Source organism: Streptomyces coelicoflavus (assembly GCF_045041415.1).
GTDB classification, from domain to species: domain Bacteria; phylum Actinomycetota; class Actinomycetes; order Streptomycetales; family Streptomycetaceae; genus Streptomyces; species Streptomyces coelicoflavus.
In genome coordinates, this window is the sequence record NZ_CP108218.1 from 6609473 (window position 1) to 6635867 (window position 26395).

Annotated in this window: 27 protein-coding genes; 10 read left to right on the forward strand and 17 right to left on the reverse strand. The window is 72.7% G+C overall.

Annotated elements, in window-relative coordinates:
- The first annotated feature begins 16 nt into the window (after nucleotides 1-16).
- Nucleotides 17-1114 carry a Zn-dependent alcohol dehydrogenase gene (locus tag OHA99_RS29630; RefSeq protein ID WP_405698378.1) on the forward strand — a complete coding sequence of 366 codons (1098 nt, stop codon included), beginning with the start codon at nucleotides 17-19 and terminating at the stop codon, nucleotides 1112-1114.
- 24 nt (nucleotides 1115-1138) lie between these two features.
- Here OHA99_RS29630 and OHA99_RS29635 read toward each other — a convergent pair whose 3' ends face one another.
- The 3 genes from OHA99_RS29635 to OHA99_RS29645 form a co-directional block, all read right to left on the reverse strand.
- A complete protein-coding gene (locus OHA99_RS29635) occupies nucleotides 1139-2101 on the reverse strand; it encodes a DMT family transporter (protein ID WP_366473252.1) in 963 nt (320 codons plus the stop codon).
- 77 nt (nucleotides 2102-2178) lie between these two features.
- On the reverse strand, nucleotides 2179-2892 hold the full coding sequence (locus OHA99_RS29640) for a helix-turn-helix transcriptional regulator (protein ID WP_153180603.1): 714 nt from the start codon (nucleotides 2890-2892) through the stop codon (nucleotides 2179-2181).
- Between the two features lie 56 nt (nucleotides 2893-2948).
- On the reverse strand, nucleotides 2949-3590 hold the full coding sequence (locus OHA99_RS29645; RefSeq protein WP_366473231.1) for a TetR/AcrR family transcriptional regulator: 642 nt from the start codon (nucleotides 3588-3590) through the stop codon (nucleotides 2949-2951).
- Nucleotides 3591-3729: 139 nt separating this feature from the next.
- On the opposite strand from OHA99_RS29645, the gene OHA99_RS29650 reads away from it, so the two are divergent.
- From OHA99_RS29650 to OHA99_RS29660, 3 genes are all read left to right on the forward strand, one after another.
- Nucleotides 3730-4881, forward strand: a complete 1152-nt coding sequence (locus OHA99_RS29650) for an acyl-CoA dehydrogenase family protein (protein WP_153180605.1) — start codon at nucleotides 3730-3732, stop codon at nucleotides 4879-4881.
- A 61-nt stretch (nucleotides 4882-4942) separates the two neighbouring features.
- Nucleotides 4943-5257 (forward strand): YiaA/YiaB family inner membrane protein, encoded by a 315-nt coding sequence (locus OHA99_RS29655; RefSeq protein WP_153180606.1) that lies wholly within the window; start codon nucleotides 4943-4945, stop codon nucleotides 5255-5257.
- A gap of 60 nt (nucleotides 5258-5317) precedes the next feature.
- The gene (locus OHA99_RS29660; protein ID WP_153180607.1) at nucleotides 5318-5968 is read left to right on the forward strand and encodes a TetR/AcrR family transcriptional regulator; all 651 of its coding nucleotides are present in this window, start codon (nucleotides 5318-5320) and stop codon (nucleotides 5966-5968) included.
- Here the strand turns inward: OHA99_RS29660 and OHA99_RS29665 are convergent.
- Entirely contained in the window at nucleotides 5959-6420 is a 462-nt protein-coding gene (locus tag OHA99_RS29665; protein ID WP_087791791.1) for a MaoC family dehydratase, read from the reverse strand. The genes OHA99_RS29660 and OHA99_RS29665 overlap by 10 nt on opposite strands.
- 115 nt (nucleotides 6421-6535) lie before the next feature.
- On the opposite strand from OHA99_RS29665, the gene soxR reads away from it, so the two are divergent.
- Nucleotides 6536-7063: a redox-sensitive transcriptional activator SoxR gene (soxR, locus tag OHA99_RS29670; protein ID WP_153180608.1), complete on the forward strand. Its 528-nt coding sequence runs from the start codon at nucleotides 6536-6538 to the stop codon at nucleotides 7061-7063.
- Between the two features lie 154 nt (nucleotides 7064-7217).
- On the opposite strand, the gene OHA99_RS29675 is transcribed toward soxR, so the two are convergent.
- Together OHA99_RS29675 and OHA99_RS29680 are read right to left on the reverse strand one after the other, a co-directional pair.
- Complete coding sequence (locus OHA99_RS29675; protein WP_405698379.1) at nucleotides 7218-7955, reverse strand: 3-keto-5-aminohexanoate cleavage protein; 738 nt, start codon at nucleotides 7953-7955, stop codon at nucleotides 7218-7220.
- A 98-nt stretch (nucleotides 7956-8053) separates the two neighbouring features.
- Nucleotides 8054-8656, reverse strand: coding sequence for a hypothetical protein (locus OHA99_RS29680; RefSeq protein WP_153180609.1), 603 nt, complete (start codon nucleotides 8654-8656; stop codon nucleotides 8054-8056).
- 221 nt (nucleotides 8657-8877) lie between these two features.
- On the opposite strand from OHA99_RS29680, the gene OHA99_RS29685 reads away from it, so the two are divergent.
- Nucleotides 8878-11688, forward strand: a complete 2811-nt coding sequence (locus tag OHA99_RS29685) for a penicillin acylase family protein (RefSeq protein WP_405698380.1) — start codon at nucleotides 8878-8880, stop codon at nucleotides 11686-11688.
- 16 nt (nucleotides 11689-11704) lie between these two features.
- Here OHA99_RS29685 and OHA99_RS29690 read toward each other — a convergent pair whose 3' ends face one another.
- Nucleotides 11705-12967 carry an exo-beta-N-acetylmuramidase NamZ domain-containing protein gene (locus OHA99_RS29690; RefSeq protein WP_405698381.1) on the reverse strand — a complete coding sequence of 421 codons (1263 nt, stop codon included), beginning with the start codon at nucleotides 12965-12967 and terminating at the stop codon, nucleotides 11705-11707.
- Between the two features lie 178 nt (nucleotides 12968-13145).
- Here OHA99_RS29690 and OHA99_RS29695 point away from each other — a divergent pair, with 178 nt between their 5' ends.
- Nucleotides 13146-13916: an SDR family oxidoreductase gene (locus OHA99_RS29695; RefSeq protein WP_007388279.1), complete on the forward strand. Its 771-nt coding sequence runs from the start codon at nucleotides 13146-13148 to the stop codon at nucleotides 13914-13916.
- 160 nt (nucleotides 13917-14076) lie between these two features.
- Nucleotides 14077-14670, forward strand: coding sequence for a TetR/AcrR family transcriptional regulator (locus OHA99_RS29700; protein WP_007388278.1), 594 nt, complete (start codon nucleotides 14077-14079; stop codon nucleotides 14668-14670).
- A 50-nt stretch (nucleotides 14671-14720) separates the two neighbouring features.
- On the opposite strand, the gene OHA99_RS29705 is transcribed toward OHA99_RS29700, so the two are convergent.
- The 6 genes from OHA99_RS29705 to OHA99_RS29730 form a co-directional block, all read right to left on the reverse strand.
- Nucleotides 14721-15935, reverse strand: coding sequence for an acyl-CoA dehydrogenase family protein (locus OHA99_RS29705; protein WP_153180612.1), 1215 nt, complete (start codon nucleotides 15933-15935; stop codon nucleotides 14721-14723).
- Nucleotides 15936-15941: 6 nt separating this feature from the next.
- A complete protein-coding gene (locus tag OHA99_RS29710) occupies nucleotides 15942-17006 on the reverse strand; it encodes a phosphotransferase family protein (protein ID WP_153180613.1) in 1065 nt (354 codons plus the stop codon).
- A 115-nt stretch (nucleotides 17007-17121) separates the two neighbouring features.
- On the reverse strand, nucleotides 17122-17451 hold the full coding sequence (locus tag OHA99_RS29715; RefSeq protein WP_282881087.1) for a DUF202 domain-containing protein: 330 nt from the start codon (nucleotides 17449-17451) through the stop codon (nucleotides 17122-17124).
- Between the two features lie 2 nt (nucleotides 17452-17453).
- Nucleotides 17454-17846, reverse strand: coding sequence for a YidH family protein (locus OHA99_RS29720; RefSeq protein ID WP_153180614.1), 393 nt, complete (start codon nucleotides 17844-17846; stop codon nucleotides 17454-17456).
- A 130-nt stretch (nucleotides 17847-17976) separates the two neighbouring features.
- Complete coding sequence (locus OHA99_RS29725; protein ID WP_405698382.1) at nucleotides 17977-18498, reverse strand: NUDIX domain-containing protein; 522 nt, start codon at nucleotides 18496-18498, stop codon at nucleotides 17977-17979.
- Between the two features lie 31 nt (nucleotides 18499-18529).
- On the reverse strand, nucleotides 18530-19429 hold the full coding sequence (locus OHA99_RS29730; RefSeq protein WP_153180616.1) for a DMT family transporter: 900 nt from the start codon (nucleotides 19427-19429) through the stop codon (nucleotides 18530-18532).
- A gap of 309 nt (nucleotides 19430-19738) precedes the next feature.
- On the opposite strand from OHA99_RS29730, the gene OHA99_RS29735 reads away from it, so the two are divergent.
- Together OHA99_RS29735 and OHA99_RS29740 are read left to right on the forward strand one after the other, a co-directional pair.
- A complete protein-coding gene (locus OHA99_RS29735; RefSeq protein ID WP_366473227.1) occupies nucleotides 19739-20689 on the forward strand; it encodes a hypothetical protein in 951 nt (316 codons plus the stop codon).
- Nucleotides 20690-20753: 64 nt separating this feature from the next.
- Nucleotides 20754-22292 (forward strand): APC family permease, encoded by a 1539-nt coding sequence (locus OHA99_RS29740; protein ID WP_366473226.1) that lies wholly within the window; start codon nucleotides 20754-20756, stop codon nucleotides 22290-22292.
- Nucleotides 22293-22376: 84 nt separating this feature from the next.
- On the opposite strand, the gene OHA99_RS29745 is transcribed toward OHA99_RS29740, so the two are convergent.
- The 4 genes from OHA99_RS29745 to OHA99_RS29760 all read right to left on the reverse strand — a co-directional run bounded on the left by OHA99_RS29745 (nucleotide 22377) and on the right by OHA99_RS29760 (nucleotide 26277).
- Nucleotides 22377-23435, reverse strand: a complete 1059-nt coding sequence (locus OHA99_RS29745) for an L-idonate 5-dehydrogenase (RefSeq protein ID WP_366473251.1) — start codon at nucleotides 23433-23435, stop codon at nucleotides 22377-22379.
- Nucleotides 23436-23452: 17 nt separating this feature from the next.
- On the reverse strand, nucleotides 23453-24214 hold the full coding sequence (locus OHA99_RS29750) for an SDR family oxidoreductase (RefSeq protein ID WP_153180620.1): 762 nt from the start codon (nucleotides 24212-24214) through the stop codon (nucleotides 23453-23455).
- Nucleotides 24215-24260: 46 nt separating this feature from the next.
- Complete coding sequence (locus tag OHA99_RS29755; RefSeq protein ID WP_108989203.1) at nucleotides 24261-25658, reverse strand: GntP family permease; 1398 nt, start codon at nucleotides 25656-25658, stop codon at nucleotides 24261-24263.
- 91 nt (nucleotides 25659-25749) lie between these two features.
- Nucleotides 25750-26277 (reverse strand): gluconokinase, encoded by a 528-nt coding sequence (locus tag OHA99_RS29760; RefSeq protein WP_153180621.1) that lies wholly within the window; start codon nucleotides 26275-26277, stop codon nucleotides 25750-25752.
- Between the last annotated feature and the right edge of the window lie 118 nt (nucleotides 26278-26395).

A 26395-nucleotide genomic window follows, 5' to 3' on the forward strand; every position in this document is an offset into this window, starting at 1 on the left:
GGGAGTCGTCCACGTCATGGCCGTCCGTACCGCAGTCCGTGCCGCCGTCGTCCCCGCCGTAGGCGCCCCCCTGGAGGTCGCCGGGATCGAGCTGCCCGAGCCCGGCCCGGGGCAGGTCCGGGTGAGGCTCGCCGCCGCCGGGGTCTGCCACTCCGACCTGTCCCTGTCCAACGGCACCATGCGCGTGCCGCTGCCCGCCGTCCTCGGCCACGAGGGCGCCGGCACCGTCGTCGCCGTCGGCGAGGACGTCACCCACGTCGCACCCGGCGACGCGGTCGTCCTCAACTGGGCCCCGTCCTGCGGGGCCTGCCACGCCTGCTCGCTCGGCGAGGTCTGGCTGTGCGCGAACGCCCTGGCCGGCGCGGCGAACCTGCACGCCCGCCGCGCCGACGACGGCACCGACCTGCACCCCGGCCTGAACGTCGCCGCGTTCGCCGAGGAGACGGTCGTGTCCGCGTCCTGCCTCCTGCCCGCCCCCGAGGGCATCCCCCTCACCGAGGCGGCGCTCCTCGGCTGCGCCGTCCTCACCGGCTACGGCGCCGTCCACCACTCGGCGAAGGTCCGCGAGGGCGAAACGGTCGCGGTCTTCGGCGCCGGGGGAGTGGGCCTCGCCACCCTCCAGGCGGCCCGGATCGCGGGCGCGTCGAGGATCGTCGCGGTCGACGTGTCCCCCGAGAAGGAGGAACTGGCCCGCGCTGCGGGCGCCACCGACTACCTCCTCGCCTCCGACACCACCGCCCGCGAGATCCGCGCCCTCACCGGCAAGCAGGGCGTCGACGTCGCCGTGGAGTGCGTCGGCCGCGCGGCCACCATCCGCACCGCCTGGGAATCCACCCGGCGCGGCGGCCGCACCACGGTCGTCGGTATCGGCGGCAAGGACCAGCAGGTCACCTTCAACGCCCTGGAGATCTTCCACTGGGGCCGCACCCTGTCCGGCTGCGTCTACGGCAACGCCGACCCCGCCCGCGACCTCCCGGTCCTCGCCGAACACGCCCGCGCCGGCCGCCTCGACCTCGGCGCCCTGGTCACGGAACGCATCGCCCTGGACGGCATCCCGGCCGCCTTCGAGAACATGCTCGCGGGCAAGGGCGGGCGGGCGCTGGTGGTGTTCTAGCCCTGCCGGTGCCGCGGGGCGGGACTAGACCCGCCCCGCGTCCTCCTGCCGGGGCTCCGCCGGAGGCTCGGCCTTCTCCGGGGTCGCCGCCGGAGCCGTCGCCGCGCGCCGCCGGGACCGCGACACCGCCACGCCCGCCAGACACAGGGCGCCGCCCGCCAGCGTGAGCAGCCCCGGCACCTCGCCCAGCGCCAGCCAGGACATGAGCACGACCAGCGCGGGCACGGCGTACGTGGTCGCGCCCATGCGGCCGGCGGTCGTACGGGCCAGCGCGTACGCCCACGTCGTGAAGGCCAGCGCGGTCGGGAACACGCCCAGGTAGACCATGTTGAGCGTCGCGGAGGCCGGTGCCTCGGCCGCCTCCCGCACCAGCTGACCCGTGAACGGCAGGCAGAGCACCGCCCCGACCAGGCAGCCGAACGTCGTCACCTGAAGCGCGCTCGCGTGCGCCAGCGCGGGCTTCTGCGCGACCACCCCGCCCGCGTACGCCACCGCGGCCAGCAGGCACAGCACCACCCCGAACAGCGAGGAACCGCCCTCGCCGGACATCGACAGGCCCACCGTCACCGCACCGGCGAACGACACCGCCATCCCCGCCAGCAGCCGCGGCGGCAGCGCGTCGCCCAGCAGCCGGGCACCCAGCAGCGCGATGAGGATCGGGCCGACGTTCACCACCAGGGCGGCCGTACCGGCGTCCACCTGCTGCTCGCCCCAGTTCAGCACGACCATGTAGAAGCCGAACCACAGCAGCCCCGATATCGCGATCCCGCGCCACGCCGGACGCGGCGGCAGCCCCTCCCGGCGCAGGAGGCAGATCACCCCGAGCGCCAGCACGCCCGACAGCAGCCGGCCGAGCGCCAGCGCGCCCGGCGAGTACGCCTCGCCCGCGCTGCGGATGGAGACGAAGGCGGAGGCCCACAGCACGACGGTGACGGTGGCCGCACCGGCGGCGAACATTTCCGGACGGCGGGACGGGGTGGTACGCATCATGCTCCCGAGGCTAGGAGGGGAAGGAAGGAACGACCGGCGGATTTCGGACGGGGAGCCGGTGCCGGGCCGGGCGCTCAGCGCAGCGCCGCCGCCCCGATGCCCAGCAGTCGGGACAGCGCCCGCTCACCCGCGGACGTCACCTTCACCGCCCGCCCGGACCCGATGCGCACGCACCAGCCGGCGTCCAGGGCGTGCCGGCACAGTGCCGCGCCCGCCACGCCCGCGAGGTGCGGACGGCGTTCCGTCCAGTCCAGGCACGCCCGGGCCAGCGGCCGGCGACCGGTGGGGCGCAGCGGAATCCCGGTGGCGTCGAACCAGCCGAGGCCCGCGTCCGTGAGCGCGAACCCGGTGTCCTGGCGCAGCAGTCCGCGCCCGGTCAGCGCGTCGGTCACCGCGATGCCGAGCCGCCCGGCGAGATGGTCGTAGCAGGTGCGTCCCCGAGCCATCGCGGACCCGGCGCTCGACGCCCGCAGGGTGCGGGGACGCCGGGCGGCGGCCTCGGGCGCCACCTGCGCCGCCAGGTCCTCCACGAGCTGCGCGACCCGGTCGTCGGCCAGCCGCACGTACCGGTGGCGTCCCTGCCGCTCCTCGGCGAGCAGCCCGCCCGCGACGAGCTTGCCCAGGTGCTCGCTGAGCGTCGACGCGGCGACCCCGGCGTGCCGGGCCAGCTCGCCGGCGGTCCACGCCCGCCCGTCCAGCAGGGCCAGCAGACAGGCGGCCCGCGTCTCGTCGGCGATCAGCCCGGCCAGCCGGGCGAGGCCGGGGGCCCCGGCGTCCTTCTCGGTCATGCGTCCAGAATGGGCCACGCACGGTTCGGCGGGCGCCGAAGTGTGGCCGGAACCCCTCAGACGCCCTGCGCGACCTGCGCGTACTGCTGCGACAGCCCGTCCAGCAGTGCCGTCAGACCGGTCTCGAAGGCCCGCTCGTCGATCTTCTCCTGCTGCTCGGCCAGCAGGTGGGCCTGCTGGAGGTGCGGGTAGTCGGCGGGGTCGTAGGCGCCGGCGTCGGTCACGAAGCCGCCGGCGAAGGAGCCGAGCGCCGAGCCCATGATGAAGTACCGCATCAGCGCGCCGATGGACGTGGCCTGCGCCGGGGGCCAGCCCGCCCGGACCATCGCGCCGTAGACGGCGTCCGCGAGGTGCAGCGCGGCCGGGCGGCGGCCGGGCCCGTGGGCCAGCACCGGGACGATGTTGGGATGGTCGCGCAGCGCCGTCCGGTAGGAGACGGCCCAGTCGTGCAGCGCGGTCCGCCACTCCCGCCCGTCCTCGAACATCGACAGGTCGACCTGCGCGCTCACCGAGTCGGCGACGGCCTCGAGGATCTCGTCCTTGGTGCGGAAGTGGTTGTAGAGCGAGGGCCCGCTGACCCCCAGTTCCGCGGCCAGCCGGCGCGTGGAGACGGCCGCGAGGCCCTCCGCGTCCACCAGCGCGCGGGCCGTCTCGACGATCCGGTCGGTGCTCAGCAGGGGCTTGCGCGGTCGGGCCATGGCGCACATAGTAGGGCTGCGGATGTAAACTAGCAGTGCTAATTTAAATGTACGGCTTTCAATGTACTGCTTGTACTTCTTGTACTGTTTGTGCCGCTTGTACCGTTTCCAAGATCTCTTTCCTGTGGGGTGACTCGGCATGAACCTGGAGCTCGGCGAGGAGCAGACCGCCGTACGGCAGCTCGCGCGGGACTTCGTGTCCCGTGAGATCGCCCCGCACGTCGTCGCGTGGGACCGTGCCGAGGAGGTGGACCGGGGCATCGTGAAGAAGCTCGGCGAGGTCGGGTTCCTCGGGCTCACGATCGACGAGGAGTACGGCGGATCGGGCGGCGACCACCTCGCGTACTGCCTGGTCACGGAGGAGCTGGGGCGCGGCGACAGCTCCGTGCGCGGGATCGTCTCCGTCTCTCTCGGCCTGGTCGCCAAGACCGTCGCCGCCTGGGGGAGCGAGGAGCAGAAGCGGCGCTGGCTGCCCGGTCTGACCTCCGGCGAGTACGTCGGCTGCTTCGGCCTCACCGAGCCCGGCACGGGGTCGGACGCGGGCAACCTCGCCACCCGCGCGGTGCGCGACGGCGACGACTACGTCGTCAACGGCACCAAGATGTTCATCACCAACGGCACCTGGGCCGACGTCGTCCTGCTCTTCGCCCGCTCCACCGACGCCCCCGGGCACAAGGGTGTCTCCGCCTTCCTCGTGCCCACCGACACGCCCGGCCTGACCCGCCGCACCATTCACGGCAAGCTCGGGCTGCGCGGCCAGGCCACCGCCGAACTGGTCCTGGAGGACGTCCGCGTCCCCGCCTCGGCGATGCTGGCCCCCGAGGGCAAGGGCTTCTCGGTCGCCATGTCGGCCCTCGCCAAGGGGCGGATGTCGGTCGCGGCCGGCTGCGTCGGCATAGCCCAGGCCGCGCTGGACGCGGCCGTGAAGTACGCGGGGGAGCGCGAGCAGTTCGGCAGGACCATCGCCCACCACCAGCTCGTCCAGGAGCTGATCAGCGACATCGCCCTCGACGTGGACGCCGCCCGGCTGCTGACCTGGCGGGTCGCCGACCTGATCGACCGCGGGCAGCCCTTCACCGTCGAGTCCTCCAAGGCCAAGCTCTTCGCCTCGGAGGCCGCCGTGCGCGCCGCCAACAACGCCCTCCAGGTCTTCGGCGGCTACGGCTACATCGACGAGTACCCGGCCGGCAAGCTGCTGCGCGACGCCCGTGTGATGACCCTCTACGAGGGCACCAGTCAGATCCAGAAGCTCGTCATCGGGCGGGCGCTGACCGGGGTTTCGGCGTTCTGAGTACCCGACCTGAGTATCTCGGCGGATGTGGCCGGCACCACATCCGCCGACCCTTGTCCCCATGAGTGAGACAGCGGTCAAGCAGCAGAACACGGCGGCCTTCTACGGGCAGGCCGTCGCCTCGTTCGCGGTGGCCATGGCCGCCACCGCCATCGGCATCTACCAGCTCCAGGCCGACGCCTGGGTGCGGGCCTTCCTCGCCATCGCCGTCCTGTACCTCGTCACGTCGGCCTTCACCCTGGCCAAGATCATCCGTGACCGCCAGGAGGTCGGCCAGATAGTGAGCCGGGTGGACCAGGCGCGGCTCGACAAGATCCTCGTCGAGCACGACCCCTTCCAGAAGCCGGGTGGCGCCCCTGCGGGCCAGCGACCCTAAGCGGTCGCTCACCTTCGGCGGTATGGTGGTGCTCCTGTCACCGAGAGGGGCGAACAAGCGATGAGTACGGCGGCCGAGACGACGGGCGGCGACATCGAGCCGTGGGAAGAGGTCACGCCCGACGCGGCCCGGCGGCTCCTGGTCGCCGCCGTGGAGGCGTTCGCCGAACGCGGGTACCACGCGACCACGACCCGCGACATCGCCGGCCGGGCCGGCATGAGCCCGGCCGCGCTCTACATCCACTACAAGACCAAGGAAGAGCTGCTCCACCGCATCAGCCGCATCGGTCACACCCGGGCGGTGGCCATCCTCCGCTCCGCGGCCCAGGGCGAGGGCGGTGCCACCGAACGGCTCGCCGACGCGGTGAGCTCCTTCGTCCGCTGGCACGCCGGGCGCCGCACAACCGCGCGGGTCGTGCAGTACGAGCTGGACGCGCTCGGGCCCGAGGCCCGGGAGGAGATCCTCACCCTCCGCCGGCAGTGCGACGCCGCGGTGCGCGGCATCATCGACGACGGCGTGGCGGCGGGCGAGTTCGACGTGCCGGACGTCAAGGGCACGACGCTGGCCGTGCTGTCGCTCTGCATCGACGTGGCCCGCTGGTTCAACGTGAACGGCCCCCGGACGCCCGACGAGGTCGGCGCGCTCTACGCCGACCTCGTCCTGCGGATGGTGGGGGCCGGCGGCGGCCCCGGCGGCGCCCCTCAGACGTAGTAGCGCGAGACGGACTCGGCGACGCACACCGGCTTGTCGCCGCCCTCGCGCTCCACGGTGAAGGCGACGCTCACCTGGACGCCGCCCTTGACGTCCTCGACTCCCGTGATCGTCGCCGTGGCGCGCAGGCGCGAGCCGACCGGGACGGGGGAGGGGAAACGGACCTTGTTGGTGCCGTAGTTGACACCCATCTTCACGCCCTCGACCTGGATCAGCTGCGGTCCGAAGAGGGGCAGCAGCGACAGGGTCAGATAGCCGTGCGCGATCGTGGTGCCGAACGGCCCGGCGGCCGCCTTCGCCGGGTCCACGTGGATCCACTGGTGGTCCCCGGTCGCCTCCGCGAACAGGTCGATCCGCTTCTGGTCGACCTCCACCCAGTCGGTGTACCCCAGCTGCTCGCCCACCGCCGCCTTCACGTCGTCGGCGGACGCGAAGATCCTCGGCTCTGCCATGTTCCGGCCTCCCAAGTCGCACAGTTTCACTAAGCGACTGCTTAGCATGGTGGTCCCCGCGGTCCGTGTCAACGAGCCCGCCGGGCGGGTGGCCGAGGTCGGTAGGGTTCGAGGGGTGCCGCAGATTCCAGAGAAGATCCAAGAGCTCACGGTCGGCCAGCTCGCCGCACGCAGCGGCGCCGCCGTCTCCGCCCTGCACTTCTACGAGTCCAAGGGCCTGATCCACAGCCGCCGGACCTCGGGCAACCAGCGCCGCTACAGCCGTGACGCGCTGCGCCGGGTCGCCTTCGTCCGCGCCGCCCAGCGGGTCGGCATCCCGCTGGCCACGATCCGCGAGGCGCTCGCGGAGCTGCCGGAGGGACGCACCCCCACCGAGGAGGACTGGGCCCGGCTCTCCCGGTCCTGGCGCTCCGAACTGGACGAGCGGATCAAACAGCTCAACCGGCTGCGCGACCACCTCACCGACTGCATCGGCTGCGGCTGCCTGTCCCTGGAGACCTGTGTCCTGTCCAACCCCGACGACGCCTTCGGCGAACGCCGTGCCGGCTCGCGCCTGCTCGTGGAGCGACGGGCCTCCGCCACCGGGGGCGGCCGGCGGCCGAGCCGCGCACAGGAGCCGGAGGTGCCGTGCTGCGGCGACTGACGGCGCGGTGAACCCGGCCCGGTGCCGGCACAGTGAACTCGGTCCGGTGACGGCGGGGTGCACCCGGTCCGGTGACCGCGGGGTGCACTCGGTCCGGTGCCCGCGCGGGGAACTCGGTCCGGTGCCCGCGCGGTGGACCCGGCCCGGCCGCCCGTCAGCCGTCGCCGCGTCGTGCCGAGGCCCACTCCCTCGTCCCCGCGACGACCAGTTCGGCGTTCGAGGCGGCCCGGCCGCCGTCCGGCAGGAACAGGGTGTCCTCCAGGCCGGTCCGGGTCGCCAGGCCCAGCCGGCCGGCCAGCCGCAGTACCGGCCACGCCCCGCCGTCCTCGCCGTGGAGCAGGACGGGGTGGCCGTGCGCGGCGCCGAGGGCGGTGAGCAGGGCGCGCGCCGAGTCCCGGGCGGTCGCCGGGTCGGTGTCCGTGACCTCCGCCAGGACCCGCAGCACCTTCGGCCCGAGCGGTGAGTCCAGGAAGCGGGCCGCCCCGTCCGTGCCGGACCAGATGCCCGCCTCCACCGCCACCCCGCGCTCGATCAGCGCGGCGGCCGTCTCCTCGGCGCCCGGTTCGTGCCAGTTGACCGACGCGTGGTCGGGCAGCACCGTCCAACTCCGGATCCGCGCCACCCGCTCCGCCGGATCCGGCTCGGCCCAGGCGCCCGTCGTCACGCCGACCGGCACCCGCGCCGGTACCCGGGCCCGGACCGCCGCCAGCGTCGCGGCGAGGACGCGCGGCGACAACGTGTCCCGCCCGCACGGTGTCTTCGGGCGGACGTGGACGTCCGTGGCCCCGGCGGCGACCGCGTCGGCCACCGAGCCGGCGATCGCCTCCGGCGACAGCGGCACCGCGGCGCCGTCGGCACCGCCCCGCGCCCCGTTCACACACAACTGCACCATTCCCCCATGGTGCCGGGCACCACCGACAACGCCCGCCCGACTCCGCGCCGTACCGGCCACCGGGGGTGCGGCATCGCCGGCGCACCCCCGGCGGCCGGTCACGCCGACATCAGCAACCGGCCCCGCCGGGCGTCCGCCCGCGCGTCCGGAGTGAGGACGGGCCGCGGCACGAGGATGCCGCAGTCCGTGCAGACGGGGCCCGTCGAGGGCTCGTGGTCCAGGTCGTACTTCCACACGAGGCGCTCCCCGTGGCACACCGGGCACACGGAGCCCGGTTCACGCTCCAGCGCCGCGATCAGCCGGCGCAGCACCTCCGCCAGCGGCCCGTCGGGGTGGACCCGGGGGTCGTCGCACCAGGCCACCCCGAAACCGCCCCAGGTCAGCCGGTGCCAGTCGTCCGTGCTGCCGGGCCTGCGCAGCCCGTCGTGCTTCTCCTTCCTGCGCCGCTCGGCGAACTCGACCTCGTAGGCCAGCCACACCGAACGCGCCTCCTCCAGCTCCTCCAGTGCGGCCACGAGCCGCGCTGGGTCGGGGGAGCGGTCCTCGGGACCGAACCCGGCCCGGGAGCAGAGATGGTCCCAGGTCGCCCTGTGCCCATAAGGGGCAAAACGCTCAAGGCACTTGCGCAGCGAATAGCGCCGCAGCGCCAGGTCGCACCGTGGATCGCGGACCTGTCTCGCCAGACTTCGGAAACCGGCCATCGCCCTGCACCTCCGTCACACCTGCACCTGTACTCGGCTCACTTCGGCGTCGTCGTACGGACGTCGCCGAATAGACGTATCGACAACCGATTCGGCTCCATCCGATTTCCGATGCCCCCCATAAGCCGATCCACCCGCTTCAAAAAGTGACGCATGTTCATCTTCCCACTCGGGGATACCGGCGGTAACGTCCCGCCACACCCCCGTCGGGAGGAGCTGCCATGCCACGGCGCACCCCACGCAACGCCCTCGACAGACTGAGAACTCCCCGCGGCTTCCACGGGTTCCTGAAGACCGCATCCGTATGCGCCCTCATTGCCGGACTTTTGTCACCGCTTTCCCCGGCGATGGCCGCCGGGAGCGGATCCGCCGAGGTCACGGACGTCAAAGCAGCCGCCAACGACCACTGCGGCGGCCAGTGTTCCGACATCCTGCCGCCCGGCCAGAACGGCAACGCCACCCTCGCCCAGATCCTCCTCAACCAGGCGTTCGGCACCCAGCCCGCGCACGCCGAGGACCAGCTCGGCCCCTACGCGAACCTCGCCACCGGGTACCAGGGCCTCAGCAACGACAAGATCAACGACTTCTTCAACGACGCCTCCTTCGGCGTCCCGGACGGCCAGGCCGCCTCCACCGTCCGCCCTGCCGGGCGCGACGACGTGACCATCGTCCGCGACAAGAAGACCGGCGTGCCGCACATCACCGGCACCACCCGCTACGGCACCGAGTTCGGCGCGGGCTACGCGGCCGCACAGGACCGGCTCTGGCTGATGGACCTCTTCCGGCACGTCGGACGCGGCCAGTTGACCCCCTTCGCCGGCGGCGCCCCCTCCAACCAGGGCCTGGAGCAGCAGTTCTGGCGCAGCGCCCCCTACACCGAGGCCGACCTGGAGGCGCAGATCGAGAGCGCCGCCGCCAAGGCCGGTGAGCGCGGCGAGCTGGCCCTGGCCGACGTGGACGCCTACGTCGCCGGTGTCAACGCCTACATCGACGCCTCCGACAAGGGCCGCTACTTCCCCGGCGAGTACGTCCTGACCGGACACAAGGACGCCATCACCAACGCCGGCACCATCGAGCACTTCAAGCGGTCCGACCTGATCGCCCTGGCCTCCGTCATCGGCTCCCTCTTCGGCGCCGGAGGCGGCGGCGAGGTCACCAACGCGCTCTCCCTCCTCGCCGCCCAGGAGAAGTACGGCGTCGCCGAGGGCACCGAGGTCTGGGAGTCTTTCCGCCAGCGCAACGACCCCGAGGCCGTCCTCACCCAGCAGGACGGCAGCTTCCCGTACCTGCCCACCCCGGACGACCCGCAGGGCCGCGCCCTGCCCGACGCCGGCTCGGTCGAGGCGGAACCGCTGGTGTACGACCGTACGGGCAGCGCGGGTGCGGCGAGCGCGACCGGTGCCTCCACGAAGGCGGCGGACGCGGCCGTGTCCTCGGCGCGGCGCGGCATGTCCAACGCCCTCGTCGTCAGCGGCGAGCACACCGCGAGCGGCCACCCGGTCGCCGTCTTCGGGCCCCAGACCGGCTACTTCGCCCCGCAACTGCTCATGCTCCAGGAGATCCAGGGCCCCGGCATCAGCGCCCGCGGCGCCTCCTTCGCGGGCCTGAGCATGTACGTCGAACTCGGCCGCGGCCAGGACTACGCGTGGAGCGCGACCACCTCCGGCCAGGACATCATCGACACGTACGCGGTCGAGCTGTGCCAGGACGACTACCACTACCTCTACCGCGGCACCTGCACGCCCATGGAGAAGGTCGAGCGGCACAACGCCTGGAAGCCGACCGTCGCCGACTCCACCGCGGCCGGCTCCTACACGATGCGCGTCTGGCGCACCAAGTACGGCCCCGTCGAGTCCCGCGCCACGGTCGACGGCAAGAAGGTCGCCTACACCACCCTGCGCTCCTCCTACCTCCACGAGGCCGACTCCATCATCGGCTTCCAGATGCTGAACGACCCGGACTACCTCAACAGCCCGGAGCGCTTCCAGGAAGCCGTCCAGCACATCAACTACACCTTCAACTGGTTCTACGCCGACTCCGAGCACACCGCGTACTACAACAGCGGCGACAACCCGGTGCGCGCGGACGGTGTCGACGCCGAGTTCCCGGTCTGGGCCCGGCCGGCGTACGAGTGGCGGGGCTGGGACCCGGCCGACAACACCGCCCGGTACACCGGCGCGTCCGCCCACCCGCAGTCGGTCGACCAGGACTACTACGTCTCCTGGAACAACAAGCAGGCCAAGGACTACCCGGCCGCCTCTTGGGGCAACGGCTCCGTCCACCGCGGCAACCTCCTCGACGACCGGGTGAAGAAGCTGGTCGCCGACGGCGGCGTCACCCGCACCGCGCTGGTCAAGGCCATGGCCGAGGCCGCCCTCGCCGACCTGCGCGCCGAGGACGTCCTGCCCGACCTGCTGAAGGTGGTCGAGTCCGCGCCGGTGACCGATCCGGCGGCGAAGTCGGCCGTGGACGGGCTCAAGGCGTGGCTGTCGGAGGGCGGCGGCCTGCGCACGGAGACCTCGGCGGGGTCCAGGAAGTACGCCCACGCCGACGCGATCCGCACCCTGGACGCCTGGTGGCCGCTGCTGGTGAAGGCCGAGTTCGAGCCCGGCCTCGGCACCGACCTCTACACCGCCTTCACCCGCAACCTGCCCGTCGACGAGTCCCCGTCCGCCGCCCACGGCCCGACCGGCGCGCACGCCGGCAGCGCCTTCCAGTACGGCTGGTGGAGCTATGTCGACAAGGACATCCGGGCCGTGCTCGGCGAGTCCGTCAAGGGCCCGCTCGCGCACACCTACTGCGGCGACGGCGACCTCGCCGCCTGCCGGGACACCCTGGTCTCGACCCTGAAGGAGGCGGCGGGCCGCACGGCCGCCCAGGTCTATCCCGGCGACGACAGCTGCTCGGCGGGGGACCAGTGGTGCGCCGACTCGGTGATCCACCGCACCCTCGGCGGCATCAAGCACGGCGGCATCGGCTGGCAGAACCGGCCGACCTACCAGCAGGTCGTGGAGTTCACCTCCCACCGGTGACCGGCCGGCACGGCGGTCACCTGTAGAGCAGGTACTGGCGGCGCGTCCTGCGGAACGCCGCCAGTTCCCGCACCCAGCCGTGCACCACCTCGTCGGTGTCCGCGCCCGCGTCGATCATCGTGCGCACCTGCGTGGACCCGGTGAGCTTGTCGATCCAGTTGTCCGACCGCCAGGCGAAGCCCTCCCAGGTCCGCCTGGCGGTCACCAGGAGGGCGATGCCGGTGCGCACCGGGTCGAACGCGGCCCGGTCGTGCACGTGGAGCTGCACACCGCCCACGGTCCTGCCCGCGAACTTGGAGAAGGTGGGCGCGAAGTACGCCTCCCTGAACCGCACACCCGGCAGCCCGGCCTCGTTCGCGGCGGCGGCCCAGCCCCCGTCGACGCCCTCCGCGCCCAGCAGTTCGAACGGGCGGGTCGTGCCACGCCCCTCGGAGAGGTTCGTGCCCTCGAACAGGCAGGTCCCCGAGTACACCAGTGCGCACTCCGGCGTCGGCATGTTCGGGCTCGGCGGCACCCAGGGCAGCCCGGAGACGTCGTAGAACTCGTCGCGCTTCCAGCCCGTCATCGTCACCGTCTCCAGCGGCACCGGCGACTGGAGGAACTCGCCGTTGAACAGCAGCGCCAGCTCGGCGACCGTCATGCCGTGCGCCTGTGCGATCGGCTGCCGGCCGACGAAGGTGGCGAACTCCTTGTGCAGGATCGGACCGAGGGCCGCCCGCCCGGTCACCGGGTTCGGCCGGTCCAGGACCACGAACCGCTTCCCGGCGAGCGAGGCCGCCTCCATGCAGTCGAACAGGGTCCAGATGTACGTGTAGAAGCGCGCGCCCACGTCCTGGATGTCGAAGACGACGGTGTCCACGCCGGACGCCGTGAACACGTCGGCGAGGGGCTGCCCGCTCTTCAGGTACGTGTCGTAGACCGGCAGCCCCGTCGCGGGGTCGTCGTAGCGGCCCTCGGAGCCGCCCGCCTGCGCCGTGCCCCGGAAGCCGTGCTCGGGTCCGAAGACGGCGGTCAGGTTCACGCGGTCGTCGGCGTGCATGACGTCGACGATGTGGCGCACGTCGCGGGTGATGCCGGTCGGGTTGGTGACGATGCCGACCTTCTGCCCGTCGAGCGGGGCGTAGCCGCCGTCGGCGAGGCGCTCGAATCCGGTGCGCAGCCGGCGGCCCCCGTGCCCCGCGGGCGCCGCGTGTGCCGAGCCCGCCGATGCGGCGGCGGCGGTGGTGCCGGCCGCCACCGCGGCCGTCGTGGCGAGCAGATTCCGTCTGGACAGCGTCATGCGGTGACCTCCGTGATCGCAGCGGGTGTCATGCGCACGCACGCTAACCCGCGGCCGGGCCGCAGGGAATGGAGTAGACCGCGGTTCGCCTCTTCCGTCGTACATACCGACTGGTTAGTCTGACGCTGCAACGGGGAGCGAGCAGTGCCCGAGCCGTGTCGCGTGTCGAAGGAGACCGATGGTGGAAGCCGTGCAGGATGCCGGAGTCGTCGTCACCGGGGCGGGAGGCGGCATCGGGGCCGCACTGGCCCGCCGCTTCGCCGCAGAGGGAGCCAGGGTCGTCGTCAACGACCTGGACGCCGACCGGGCGAAGGCCGTCGCCGACGAGATCGGCGGCACAGCGGTCCCCGGCGACGCCTCCGTGATCGTCTCCGAGGCCCGTGACGCGCTGGGCGGCACGGTCGACGTGTACTGCGCCAACGCGGGCGTCGGCTCCGGCGGCTCGGAGGCCGCGGAGGAGTCCGTCTGGGCGCTCGCCTGGGACGTCAACGTCATGGCCCACGTCCGCGCGGCCCACGAACTGCTCCCCGACTGGCTGGAGCGCGGCAGCGGCCGCTTCGTCTCCACCGTGTCGGCCGCCGGACTGCTCACCATGATCGGCGCCGCCCCCTACAGCGTCACCAAGCACGGCGCGTACGCCTTCGCCGAGTGGCTGTCCCTGACGTACCGCCACCGCGGGATCAAGGTCCACGCCATCTGCCCGCAGGGCGTGCGCACCGACATGCTGGCCGCCACCGGCGGCGCCGGCGACCTGGTGCTCCAACCCACCGCCATCGAACCGCAGGACGTCGCGGACGCCCTGTTCAAGGGCATCGAGGAGGACCGCTTCCTCGTCCTGCCGCACCCCGAGGTCGCCGCGTACTACCAGGCGCGGGCCGCCGACCCCGACCGCTGGATGCACGGCATGAACCGGCTCCAGCGGCAGTGGGAGGAATCGACGGCCGGCTGACCGCCCGGCCCGAGCCCGCCCGGCGCCCGCCCGCGCCGGGCCGCCCTGCCCGACGTGCCGGAGCCGGAAAGTGGGAAGATCCTCCGTCGGGAACGGCGTTCCCGTACGCAGCAGGACACGACAGTGAACGGACAGTGAAACGGAAAGGCAGGTGACGGCAGTGCCCAGGACCACGGACGGGGACGGCACTCCGGTGCCGCAGCGGCTCCTGGCCGCCGCCACCCGGCTCTTCGCCGAGCAGGGCTACGACCGCACCTCGGTGCAGGAGATCGTCGAGGCGGCAGGCGTCACCAAGGGCGCGCTCTACCACTACTTCGGCTCCAAGGACGACCTCCTGCACGAGGTGTACGCGCGCGTGCTGCGCCTCCAGCAGGAACGCCTGGACGCCTTCGCGGACGCCGACGAGCCGGTCGAGAAGCGGGTACGGGACGCGGCGGCCGACGTCGTCGTCACCACCATCGACAACCTCGACGACGCGTCGATCTTCTTCCGCTCCATGCACCAGCTCAGCCCGGAGAAGAACAAGCAGGTGCGCGCGGAGCGCCGGCGCTACCACGAACGCTTCCGCGCGCTGATCGAGGAGGGCCAGCGGACCGGCGTCTTCACCAAGGAGACCCCGGCCGACCTGGTGGTGGACTACCACTTCGGGTCCATCCACCACCTGTCCACCTGGTACCGCCCCGACGGCCCGCTCAGCCCGCAGGAGGTCGCCGACCACCTCGCCGACCTGCTGCTGCGCGCACTGCGCCCGTGACACGCGCGTGAGGCGACGGCCCCCGGGGAGTCCCGGGGGCGCCGCCCCGCTCAGAGGTACTTCTTGATCTCCCGGCGGGCCAGCGAACGCTGGTGCACCTCGTCCGGGCCGTCGGCGATCATCAGCGTCCGCGCACCCGCGTACAGCTCGGCCAGCGGGAAGTCCTGGCTCACGCCGCCCGCGCCGTGCAGCTGGATCGCCCGGTCGACGATGTCGACCACCGCGCGGGGCGTGGCGATCTTGATGGCCTGGATCTCGGTGTGCGCGCCCCGGTTGCCGACGGTGTCCATCAGCCAGGCGGTCTTCAGCACCAGCAGCCGCAACTGCTCCACGGTGACCCGGGCGTCCGCGATCCAGTTGTGGACCACGCCCTGCTGGGCCAGCGCCTTGCCGAAGGCCTCGCGGGACACCGCGCGGCGGCACATCAGCTCGATCGCCCGCTCGGCCATGCCGATCAGCCGCATGCAGTGGTGGATGCGGCCGGGACCGAGCCGCGCCTGGGCGATGGCGAAGCCGCCGCCCTCCTCGCCGATCAGGTTCGACACCGGCACGCGCGCGTGGTCGAAGGTCACCTCGGCGTGGCCGCCGTGGTAGTGGTCCTCGTAGCCGAAGACCTGCATGGCGCGGTTCACCGTCACCCCGGGCGTGTCGCGCGGGACCAGCACCATCGACTGCTGGCGGCGGATGTCCGCGCCGTCCGGGTCGGTCTTGCCCATCACGATGAAGATCTTGCAGTCCGGGTTCATCGCCCCGGAGATGTACCACTTGCGTCCCGTGACGACGTACTCGTCGCCCTCGCGCTCGATGTGCGTGGTGATGTTCGTGGCGTCCGAGGAGGCCACGTCCGGCTCGGTCATCGCGAACGCCGAGCGGATCTCACCCGCGAGCAGCGGCTCCAGCCACTGCTTCCGCTGCGCCTCGTCGGCGAACTGGGCCAGCACCTCCATGTTCCCGGTGTCCGGCGCCGCGCAGTTCGTCGCGGTCGGCGCCAGCTGCGGGCTGCGGCCGGTGATCTCGGCGAGCGGGGCGTACTGGAGGTTGGTGAGGCCGGCGCCGTGCTCGGCGTCGGGGAGGAAGAGGTTCCACAGGCCCTGGCGGCGTGCCTCGGCCTTGAGGTCCTCCACGACCTGCGGGGTGTCCCACGGGGAGGCCAGCCGGGCGCGCTGGTCGTGGGCGGTCTGTTCGGCCGGGTAGACGTACTCGTCCATGAAGGCGAGCAGCCGGGCGCGGAGTTCCTCGGTGCGTGCGTCGTAGGCGAAGTCCATGGCGGGTCAGCCCTTCTGGAGGGTGGTCAGGCCGTGCTCGATGAAGACGGGGACGAGGTCGCCGATGCGGTCGAAGCCGCGGCCGACCGTCTGGCCCAGCGTGTAGCGGTAGTGGATGCCCTCGAGGATCACGGCGAGCTTGAACCACGCGAACGCCGTGTACCAGGCGACCGTGGTGACGTCGCGTCCCGAGCGGGCGGCGTACCGCTCGATCAGTTCGGCGGGGGCGGGGTGGCCGGGGGCCTGGGCGGTGGTGGAGACGGGGGAGTCGGGCATGCCGAGCGGGCTGCTGTACATCACCAGCAGGCCGAGGTCGGTCAGCGGGTCGCCGAGCGTGGACATCTCCCAGTCGAGGATCGCCCTGATCCTGCTTCGTGCGCCGTTCTCGTCGCCGTTCCCGCCGTCCTCGCCGTTCTCGTCACCGATGAGGACGTTGTCGAGGCGGTAGTCGCCGTGCACGACGGTCGGTGCGGGGGAGCGCGGCAGTTCCCGGCCGAGCGTGGCGTGCAGCTCGTCGATGCCGGCCAGGTCGCGGTTGCGGGAGGCGTCGAGCTGCTTGGCCCAGCGGCGCAGCTGGCGGTCCAGGAAGCCCTCGGGGCGGCCGAAGTCCGCGAGGCCCACCCGGGCGGGGTCCACCGCGTGCAGGTGGACCAGTGTGTCGACGAGGTCCAGCACGGCGGCGCGGGTGCGCTCGGGCCCGAGGGGTGCGAGCTGCTCGGCGGTGCGGTACGGGGTGCCGTCCACGAACTCCATCACGTAGAAGGGCGCACCCAGCACCTCCTCGTCCTCGCACAGCAGCACCGGGCGCGGCACCGGCACGTCCGTCGGGTGCAGCGCGCTGATGACGCGGTGCTCGCGCCGCATGTCGTGCGCGGTGGCCAGGACGTGGCCGAGCGGAGGGCGTCGTACCACCCAGCGGGCGGTGCCGTCCGAGACGGCGTAGGTGAGGTTCGACCGTCCGCCCTCGATCAGCCGGCCGGACAGCGGGCCGGTCACCAGGCCGGGCCGCTCGCGGTCGAGCAGGACGCGCAACCGGTCGAGATCGAGTCCGGGCGGGTGGTCGGGGCTCATCGGCTCTCCCTGGGGGCAGGCGAACAGTACCCGACATATGATGCCGACCGGTCGGTATGTCGTCCAGTGGGCGGGCGGAACGTGATCGGCGTTACGGGCGGTCCGGCGCCGTTCCTCAGAGGACGAGGAGCGCCCCGCAGACGGCGAGGGCGAGGATGCACAGGGTGGCGGCGGTGGCGCGCGGCGGGGTGATCGCCGGGGGTCTGCTCGCCGCGGCCAGGGCGCGGATACGGCCGTGCGCGATACGGACGAAGGCGAGCCAGAGGGCACAGCACAGGGCGGCGGCCAGCACCGGGACGGTCGTCGCACCGCCGTGCAGCGCCGCCTTCACGGCGAGTACGGCGACGACCGTGCCGGACAGGGTGGTGCGGCGCCAGGCGAGCCGGGTGCGCTCCGGCTGGAGCCCGGGATCGCGGTCCGCGGGCGCCGCGTCGGCGCCGGGCACGCTCAGCCCTCCCAGCCGACGAGGACCACGACGACCATCACGACGGCGACCACCGCCACGACCAGGCTGAGCAGTGCCGGGAAACGAGAGACGGGCAGGTCCTCGCCCCGGCGCATGGCGCGTTCGCAGCGCGCCCAGTGGTTCACGGCCCGCAGCGAGCACACCACGCCGGCGGCGAGCAGCGCGAGCGCGAGCCCGACCCGCCAGCCCCACCGCAGGTCGGGCAGGAACTGATCCACCGCGAATCCGCCGCCGATCAGCGCGAGGGCGGTCCGCAGCCAGGCCAGGAACGTACGCTCGTTGGCCAGCGAGAACCGATAGTCGGGCGTCCCCCCTTCCCGCCGCACCTCCTCAGGCGCAAACCACAACCGAACACTCCGCACAAATTCACTCACCCAGGGACCCTATCCGGCCCGAGCCGCGGGCAGTCGTGCCGCTGGGGCGGCACGGGTGGGCGCAGGCGGCACCCCGCAACGCCGGGCCGCGCACCCTCCCCCCGCGCCCACCGCGACGCCGGCTCACAGTTCAGTGCACACCCCGCCAGGCCCGCAGCCGCGCATACGCCGCCACCCCGTCCGGCACGAACTCCCACACCCCCTCCCCGACCCGCCCCTCCAGCTCCCCCTCGGAGAGGAACGCGTACCAGTCCACCTCCTCCACCTGAGGAGAAACCGCCCCCGCCACCCGCACCTCGTACACCGCCGACCACCACGTCCGCCCACCCCCGTCGTCGTACAGGAACCTGAACAGGAACTCCGGCCGCGGTAGCCCGCTCACCCCGAGCTCCTCCTCCGCCTCCCGCAGCGCCGCGTCGTCGTAGGACTCGCCCGCGCCGACCACCCCGCCGACGAACATGTCGTACAGCGCGGGAAACACCAGCTTCGAAGCCGTACGGCGATGGACGAACACCCGCCCCTCGGGGTCCCGGGCCCACACGAACACGCACCGGTGCCGCAGCCTCCGGGCGTACACGTCGCCCCGCCGGGCCCGTCCGACGACGCGGTCGTCCTCGTCGACGACGTCGAGAATCTCGTCAGCAGAACTCATCCCCCCATCCAAACAGCGGACGCCGCGGGCCTCAGCTCCGCTCCAGCGCCCGTTCGCGCCCGCTCTCACCCGTCCCCGTGCCCTGCGGCAGCGCCGGATGCAGTCCCAGCAGGACGATGCCCACCACGATCGCCGCGAGACCGGCCGCCTCCCACGCGAGGGCGCCGGCGTCGGTGTGCAGCCGGTCGCCGAGGAAACCGACCCCGCAGACGATGCCCGCCAGCGGCTGGGCCGCCGTCAGCGCGGGCAGCGACCTGCGCAGGGGTGCCGTCTCGAAGGCGCTCTGGACCAGGACCAGACCGGTGATGCCGAGCACCACGACGGCGTACGGCTGCCAGCCCGTCAGCAGTTCCGACAGGCCGCCCGCCGAGAAGCGCCGGCCGCTGACCCGGGTCAACGCGTCCTGCACCCCGTACACCAGGCCGGCGGCCAGGGCCAGCAGCGCCGGACCCCAGGTCAGCCGCAGGCGGCCGGCGCACAGCGTGAGCAGGAGCGCCAGGCCCAGCATCACGCCGACGATCAGCCAGTGCCGTACCGGGTCGGTCACCGCGCTTCCCCCGCGTGGCTCGCCCGCGACGATGAACGCGCTCACCCCGCCCGCGAGCAGGGCGAGGCCGGCCCAGCCCTGGCGGCCCAGCGGCTGCCGGGTCTGCACGCGGGACAGTGCGAGGGCGAAGAGGAGGTTCGTCGCCAGGAGGGGTTCCACCAGGGTGAGTTCACCGCCGCCCAGCGCGATCGCGCCGAGGACCAGACCGGCCACCATCAGCCCCATGCCGGCCAGCCAGCGCGGCACCCGCACGAGGTCGAGCAGGAGCCGGGGCGAGAGGAAGTCGCCCAGCGGGGCACGCTCGGCCGCGTTCTGCTGGAGGACGAAACCGAAACCCAGGCAGCACGCGGCGCACACGGCGAGAACGAGAACCAGAACCGACACGCTGCGTACCTCGATCGTCAGTCGGGTCACGGGGGCGTCGCGGCCGACTCTAGTGCGGGTCGCCGCCGGGTGCCGGGCGAGCGGCGCATTCGGGGGCACGGGCCGGCGACGGGCGTCCGGGACGCGGGCGGCGACCGCCGATCGGCACAAGTTCCCCTGGCGTCACGCGAGTTGACGCGTGTAACGGCCCGGTTCCTCTTGACGTCAAGCCTTGGCTGCCGGTTTGCTGTGCGTGATCAGTTCATGGCAATCCGGTCATGGCAGTCCGTCTACGACGACCTACCGCGTCGCGTGAGGAAGTTTCCCGCGGTGTCCCCACCCCCGCCTCCCCTCGGCCGCGGCCGCAAACGCGCGGCCCAGACCTTCGACGAGGCCCTGGACGACGCCGAACTCGTCGCCGCCCGTGCCGCGTTGGCCCAGGGGCGCTGGCAGTCCGTCCGGTCCCTGCTGGTCCACACGGGTGACGACTGGGACCGCCGGGGGCACCGGGTGTCCGTCCTGGCCCGGGAACCCCACTGCGCGCCCTGGGCCCGCGAGTGGCTGCTCGCCGACCCCGGCTCCGCCGACGCGTCGGTGCTGCTCGCCTTCGCCCTGGTCCACCGCGCCCTGCGGGGCAAGGAGAAGCCCGCGCGGGTCCGCGAGGCGTGCCGGGACGCCGCCGCCCTGGTGCCGGACGACCCCACGCCCTGGCTCGGGCTGCTCGTGCTGGAACGCTCCCTGGGCGCCGACGAGGACGCCGTACGCGTCTTCGACGAGGTGCGCGGACGGTACGCCGACCACCACCACGCCCACCACCTGATGGTGGCCCGGCTCGCCGAGCGCGGAGGCGACGGCGGCCCCGACCCGCTGCACGAGGTGTACGACTTCGCCAACTGGGCCGCCGAGCAGGCCCCCGCCGACTCCCCGCTGGCCATCCTCCCGGTCGTCGCGCACGCCGAGCGCTACCGGGTGCTGGCCGCCGCCGGACACGAGTCGCCCGACCCGGCCGCCTCGGGCCACTGGGTCGGCCGGCGCGCCCGGCTGGTGATGAAGGCGGCCTTCGACTGGTGGCTGGAATGGGAGCAGGACGGCCACCCGCGCCGGCTGATCGACCTCAACTTCCTCGCCCACGCCAAGTCCTGCGAGGGCCGCGGCGCCGAGGCCGCCGCGCTGTTCCACCGCATCGGCGAGCACGCCACGCCGGCCCCGTGGTCGTACCCGGACCGCGACCCGTTCGCCGCCTTCCGGGCCGCCCGCGCGGGCGCGCTCGGCACGGCCTGACCGCCCGGAAGACCCGACGCGCACCACCCCACACGAAAGCCACACGAGAGAGGGACGTCCTGCGATGACCACGGGCAGTTCGAGCACGAGCAGATCCGCGAGCGGTGGCGCCATCAGCACCTTCAAGGGCGAGGAGCGCGCCCTGCGCGCCGACCGGCTGGGCACGGGAGGACTGCTCCTGTCCGTGCTCGCCGCCACCGCCCCGCTGATGGTGGTCGCGGGCGTCATGCCCACCACCTTCGCGGTCATGGGCATCGTCGGACAGCCCCTGCTCTTCGTGGTGCTCGGCGTGGTGCTGATCCTGTTCAGCGTCGGATACGCCGAGATGAGCCGGCACGTCCACAACGCGGGCGCCTTCTACGCGTACATCTCCCGCGGCCTGGGCGGTACCGCCGGCGCGGGCGCCGCCCTGGTCGCGCTGGTCGCCTACAACGCCCTCCAGGTCGGCATCTACGGCATCTTCGGCTTCGAGGTCTCCGGCCTGCTGTCCACCTACGCCGACCTCGACGTGGCCTGGTGGATCCCGGCCCTGCTGGCGGTCCTCGCGGTCGGCGCGCTGGGCTGGCTGAAGATCGACGTCAACGCGCGCGTGCTGGGCGTCCTGCTGCTCATCGAGGTCGTCCTCGTGGTGGTGTTCGACATCGCCGCCGTCGCCGACCCGGGCGCACAGGGCCTGTCACTGCACGCCTTCAACCCGGACACCCTGACCGGCGCCGGGGTCGGCACCGCGCTCTGCTTCTGCATCGCCGCCTTCCTCGGCTTCGAGCAGGCACCGGTGTACGCCGAGGAGACCAGCCGGCCGCACGTACTGGTCCCGCGTGTCATGTTCCTGGCGGTCGCAGGGGTCGCCGTCTTCTTCGCGCTCAGCAGCTGGGCCCTGACCGTGGCCACCGGACCCGACAAGATCGTCGGCACCGCGCAGGAGCAGAGCGCCGGACTGCTGTTCTTCCTGACCGAGTCACGGCTCGGCGGCACCTTCACCGACGTCCTGCACGTCCTGTTCGTCACCGGCATGTTCGCCGCCCTGCTCAGCTTCCACAACGTCGTCGCCCGGTACGCCTTCGCCATGGGCCGCGAGGGCCTGCTGCCCGCCGCCTTCGGACGGACCAGCGGCACCAGCGGCGCGCCCGGCACCGGCTCCCTGCTCCAGACCGCCGTGTCCGCGGTCGTCGTCATCGGCTTCGCGATCGCCGACGACAAGCCGAACGGCGACCCGACCCAGCCGGTACTGCACCTGTTCACCTGGGGCGGCAACATCGGGGCCCTCGGCGTGATCGTGCTGATGGCCGCCGCCTCGTTCTCCGTCGTGGCCTTCTTCGTCCGGCGCGGCGCCGCCGGGGCCCAGGGCGTACGCCTGGTCACCTCCACCGTCGCCGGCCTCGCCCTGCTCGTGATCGCCGGCTACACGGTCAAGGACTTCGACGTGCTCGTCGGAGCGGGACCCGGCTCCGCCCTCAGCTGGGTGCTGCCCGGCATCATCGGCCTCGCCGCGGTCGCCGGCGTGGTGCAGGGCCTGATCCTGCGCTCCCGCGCCCCCGAGCGGCACGCCCGCATCGGCCAGGGCAACGAGGCGTTCCAACTGGACAAGGCCGCCTCCTCCTGACCGGGGGAGGGCCACTGCCGCGCATGCTTCGGGCCCCGGCGGCTCGGCCGACCGGGGCCCGAAGCACGCGGGGCACGTCCGTACTCAGCCGGCCGAGCCCGCGCCGAAGTCCAGCAGCACCTTGCAGGACCGGCTCCGGTCCGCGGCCAGCTCGAACGCCGACGCCGCCTCCCGCACCGGCACCACCGCGCTGACCAGCGCGTCGAACGCGGGCTCGGCCGCGAGCAGGCGCAGCGCGTCGTCGAACTCGCCGTCGAAGCGGAACGCCCCGCGCAGCTCGATCTCCCGGCTCACCACCAGGTTCCCGGGGAAGGGGCTCTGCCCCGGCGGCAGCATGCCGAGCTGGACGACCACACCGCCGCGCCGCACCAGCCGCAGACAGGTGTCGAGGCCCGCGGCCACCCCGGAGGCCTCGACGGCGGTGTCCACCTCCCCCGGCCAGCCGGAGTCGTCCGGATCGTCGGCCCGTACGAGGGTGTCGGCACCGGCCGCCCGCGCGTACTCCAGAGCCGCGGGCAGCAGGTCCGTCACCGTCACGCGTGCCGCGCCCGCCGCCTTCGTCGCCGCGACCACCAGGCACCCGATCGGCCCGGCGCCGGTGACCAGCACGTGCCGGCCCGTCAGGTCCCCGGCCCGGCGCACGGCGTGCAGGGCGACGGACAGGGGCTCGGCGAGCGCGCCCCGGCGCGGGTCCAGTCCGGCCGGGAGGGCGCGCACCTGCTCGGCGGGGACGACGATCCGCGCCGCGAATCCGCCCTGGACGTGCGGGAAGCGGGCCGCGCTGCCCAGGTAACGGGTGTCCCGGCAGACGTTGCGCCGTCCGTCCACGCACTCCGGACACACCCCGCACGGGGTCGCCGGGTGCACGGCGACGGACGTACCGGCCGCCGGACGCGCCGGACCCACCGGACCCGCGGCGTCCGGGGAGCCGTACGCCAGGACCGTCCCGACCACCTCGTGCCCGAGCAGCATCGGCTCCCGCAGGCGGAAGTCGCCGACGCCGCCGTGCCGCCAGTAGTGCAGGTCGGAGCCGCAGACACCGCCGTAGCGGACCGCGACCAGCGCCTCGCCCGGACCGGGCACGGGGGAGGGCACGTCCTCCACCCGCAGATCACCCGCGCCGTGGATCACACAGCCCGGCACGGAAGCCTCCCGCGCGCTCACAGGACGCTCGTCATTCCGCCGTCGACGTACAGGATCTGTCCGCCGACGAAGTCCGCCGCGGGCGAGGCGAGGAACAGCAGCCCGCCCACCAGGTCCTCCGTACGGCCCCAGCGGCCCGCCGGGGTGCGCCCGCGCACCCACGCGCTGAACTTCTCGTCCTCGACGAGCGGCCGGGTCAGCTCCGTCTCGATGTAGCCCGGACCGAGCCCGTTGACCTGGACGCCGTAGGGACCCCAGTCGGCGCACATGCCCTTGGTGAGCATCTTCAGCGCGCCCTTGGTGGCGGCGTAGGGCGCGATGCCGGGGCGGACCACCTCGCTCTGCAGCGAGCAGATGTTCACGATCTTGCCGTGGCCGCGTTCCGTCATCCGGCGCGCGGCCTCCCGGCCCACCAGGAAGGCGCTGGTGAGATTGGTGTCCAGGACGCGGTGCCAGTCCGCGTCCGCGAACTCCAGCAGCGGAGCCCGCAACTGCATCCCGGCGTTGTTGACCAGGATGTCGAGCGGACCCACCCGCTCCTCGACCTCCGCGATCCCGGCGGCCACGGACGGTCCGTCGGTCACGTCGAACACCGCCGTGCGGACCTCGCCGGGAAGTCCGGCGGCGGCCTCGGCGAGGCGGTCGCCGTCGCGTCCGTTGAGGACCACCCGGCACCCGGCCTCCGCGAGGCCCCGGGCCAGCGCCAGCCCGATGCCCCGGCTGGAGCCGGTCACCAGGGCGGTGCGCCCGCCGATGTCGAAGAGGGGGTGAGCCGTCATCGTCGTACTCCCGTTCCTGCTCGCTGGTACTTGATGCCTGGTGCGGCTATATGACCAGGGACAACAGCAGCACCAGGGCACCGGCGACCACCGAGATGATCGTCTCCATGACGGACCAGGTCTTGATGGTCTGGCCGACGTTCAGCCCGAAGTACTCCTTCACCAGCCAGAAGCCGGCGTCGTTGACGTGGCTGAAGAAGAGCGAACCGGCGCCGATGGCCAGGACCAGCAGAGCGGCGTGCGTGGTCGACATGTCGGCCGCCAGCGGCGCGACCAGGCCGGCCGCCGAGACGGTCGCGACCGTCGCCGAACCGGTCGCCAGCCGGATCGCCACCGCGATCAGCCAGGCCAGCAGCAGCGCCGGGATCGACCAGTCCTTGGAGATCTCCAGGATCATCTGGCCCACGCCGGAGTCGATCAGCGTCTGCTTGAAGCCGCCGCCCGCACCGACGATCAGGAGGATGCCGGCGATGGGCGCGAGGCCCTTCTCGACCAGGCCGGTCAGACGGTCCTTGCCGAACCCGGCGGGCCGCAGCAGCGTGAAGATACCGACGATCACGGAGACCAGCAGGGCGATCAGCGGGTTGCCGATGACGTCGAAGGTGCGCTGCACCACGTTCTCCGGGTCGTCGACGACGATGTCGACGAGCGCCTTCAGCAGCATCAGGACGACCGGCAGCAGGATCGTGGCCAGGGTGGCACCGAAGCCGGGGCGCTTGTCCAGCTGCTCGGAGGCGCGCTGCGGGATCATGCGGTCGGGGGCCGGGACGTCCACCCAGCGGGCCGCGTACTTCGAGAACACCGGACCGGCGATGATCACCGTCGGGATCGCGATCAGGACGCCCAGCGCCAGGGTCACCCCGAGGTTGGCGTCCACCGCGTCGATGGCGACCAGCGGGCCGGGGTGCGGCGGGACCAGACCGTGCATCACGGACAGACCGGCGAGCGCCGGGATGCCGATCCGCATCAGGGAGTAGTTGCCGCGCTTGGCGACCATCAGGACGACCGGGATCAGCAGCACGATGCCGACCTCGAAGAACAGCGGCAGTCCGATGACCGAGGCGATCAGCACCATCATCCACGGCATCGAACGGCGCGTTGCCCTGGCGAGGATGGTGTCCACGATCTGGTCGGCGCCGCCGGAGTCGGCGAGCATCTTGCCGAGGATCGCACCGAGGGCGATCAGGACGCCGACGCCCGCGACGGTGGAGCCGAGCCCGGAGGTGAAGCTGGTGATGACCTTGTCCAGCGGAGCCCCGGCGAAGGCGCCGAGCGCCAGCGACCCGATGGTCAGCGACAGGAAGGCATGCAGCTTGAACTTGGTGATGAGCAGGACGATGACGGCGATGCCCAGGAGCACGGCGATGCCCAGCTGGGCGTGGCCCGCCGAGGTGATCGGCTCGACGGGGTCCGCTGCCAGCATCTCGACGCTGAGTCTGGTCACGGTGGTTCCCTTGCGGTGATGGGGATTGGGGGGAGTACGGGGCCGTGCGCGCGCAGGGCGGCACGACCCCGGGGGAGGCGGGTGCGGGGGGTTACTGGACCGGCTCGGGGAGACCCTTCAGGGCGTCGGCCGCCCGTGCGGTGATCTCCTCGGGGGTGCCGGCGACGTCCACCGCGACTCCCGTCTCGTCCGGCTCCAGCGGCTGGAGCGTGGCGAACTGGGAGTCGAGCAGGGCCGTCGGCATGAAGTGGCCCTCACGGTGCGACATCCGGTCCTCGATCAGCTCACGGCTGCCCGTGAGATGGACGAAGACGACACCGGGAGCGGCGGCCCGCAAGCGGTCGCGGTAGGACCGCTTCAGCGCGGAACTGCTCACCACCCCACCGAGCCCGGCCCGCCCGTGTGCCCAGTCGCCGATGGCGTCCAGCCAGGGCCAGCGGTCCTCGTCGGTGAGCGGGGTGCCGGCCGTCATCTTGGCGATGTTGGCCGGTGGGTGGAAGTCGTCGCCCTCGGCGTAGGGAACGCCGAGCCGGGCCGCGAGCAGGGGACCGATGGTGGTCTTCCCGGTGCCCGCGACGCCCATGACCACGACCACGTGGGGGGTGTGCAGTTGCTGCATCGCACTCTCGCTGTCTGCTGTCTTCGTCGACACCTGATGTCGACGCAACTGAAACTCATTGGTACGACAACTTCAAGAGTCTGTGACATATAAGTCTGACTTTTTGTTCCCGTGATCT

Coding starts and splice junctions, on each gene's coding strand:
- OHA99_RS29695 (WP_007388279.1), top strand. CDS start 13,146: ATGGTGGAAGCCGTGCAGGATGCCGGAGTCGTCGTCACCGGGGCGGGA.
- OHA99_RS29685 (WP_405698380.1), top strand. CDS start 8,878: ATGCCACGGCGCACCCCACGCAACGCCCTCGACAGACTGAGAACTCCC.
- OHA99_RS29655 (WP_153180606.1), top strand. CDS start 4,943: ATGAGTGAGACAGCGGTCAAGCAGCAGAACACGGCGGCCTTCTACGGG.
- OHA99_RS29645 (WP_366473231.1), bottom strand. CDS start 3,590: ATGGCCCGACCGCGCAAGCCCCTGCTGAGCACCGACCGGATCGTCGAG.
- OHA99_RS29750 (WP_153180620.1), bottom strand. CDS start 24,214: ATGACGGCTCACCCCCTCTTCGACATCGGCGGGCGCACCGCCCTGGTG.
- OHA99_RS29650 (WP_153180605.1), top strand. CDS start 3,730: ATGAACCTGGAGCTCGGCGAGGAGCAGACCGCCGTACGGCAGCTCGCG.
- OHA99_RS29675 (WP_405698379.1), bottom strand. CDS start 7,955: ATGGTGCAGTTGTGTGTGAACGGGGCGCGGGGCGGTGCCGACGGCGCC.
- OHA99_RS29760 (WP_153180621.1), bottom strand. CDS start 26,277: ATGCAGCAACTGCACACCCCCCACGTGGTCGTGGTCATGGGCGTCGCG.
- OHA99_RS29635 (WP_366473252.1), bottom strand. CDS start 2,101: ATGCGTACCACCCCGTCCCGCCGTCCGGAAATGTTCGCCGCCGGTGCG.
- OHA99_RS29680 (WP_153180609.1), bottom strand. CDS start 8,656: ATGGCCGGTTTCCGAAGTCTGGCGAGACAGGTCCGCGATCCACGGTGC.
- OHA99_RS29705 (WP_153180612.1), bottom strand. CDS start 15,935: ATGGACTTCGCCTACGACGCACGCACCGAGGAACTCCGCGCCCGGCTG.
- OHA99_RS29690 (WP_405698381.1), bottom strand. CDS start 12,967: ATGACGCTGTCCAGACGGAATCTGCTCGCCACGACGGCCGCGGTGGCG.
- OHA99_RS29725 (WP_405698382.1), bottom strand. CDS start 18,498: ATGAGTTCTGCTGACGAGATTCTCGACGTCGTCGACGAGGACGACCGC.
- OHA99_RS29665 (WP_087791791.1), bottom strand. CDS start 6,420: ATGGCAGAGCCGAGGATCTTCGCGTCCGCCGACGACGTGAAGGCGGCG.
- OHA99_RS29660 (WP_153180607.1), top strand. CDS start 5,318: ATGAGTACGGCGGCCGAGACGACGGGCGGCGACATCGAGCCGTGGGAA.
- OHA99_RS29740 (WP_366473226.1), top strand. CDS start 20,754: ATGACCACGGGCAGTTCGAGCACGAGCAGATCCGCGAGCGGTGGCGCC.
- OHA99_RS29640 (WP_153180603.1), bottom strand. CDS start 2,892: ATGACCGAGAAGGACGCCGGGGCCCCCGGCCTCGCCCGGCTGGCCGGG.
- OHA99_RS29630 (WP_405698378.1), top strand. CDS start 17: ATGGCCGTCCGTACCGCAGTCCGTGCCGCCGTCGTCCCCGCCGTAGGC.
- OHA99_RS29710 (WP_153180613.1), bottom strand. CDS start 17,006: ATGAGCCCCGACCACCCGCCCGGACTCGATCTCGACCGGTTGCGCGTC.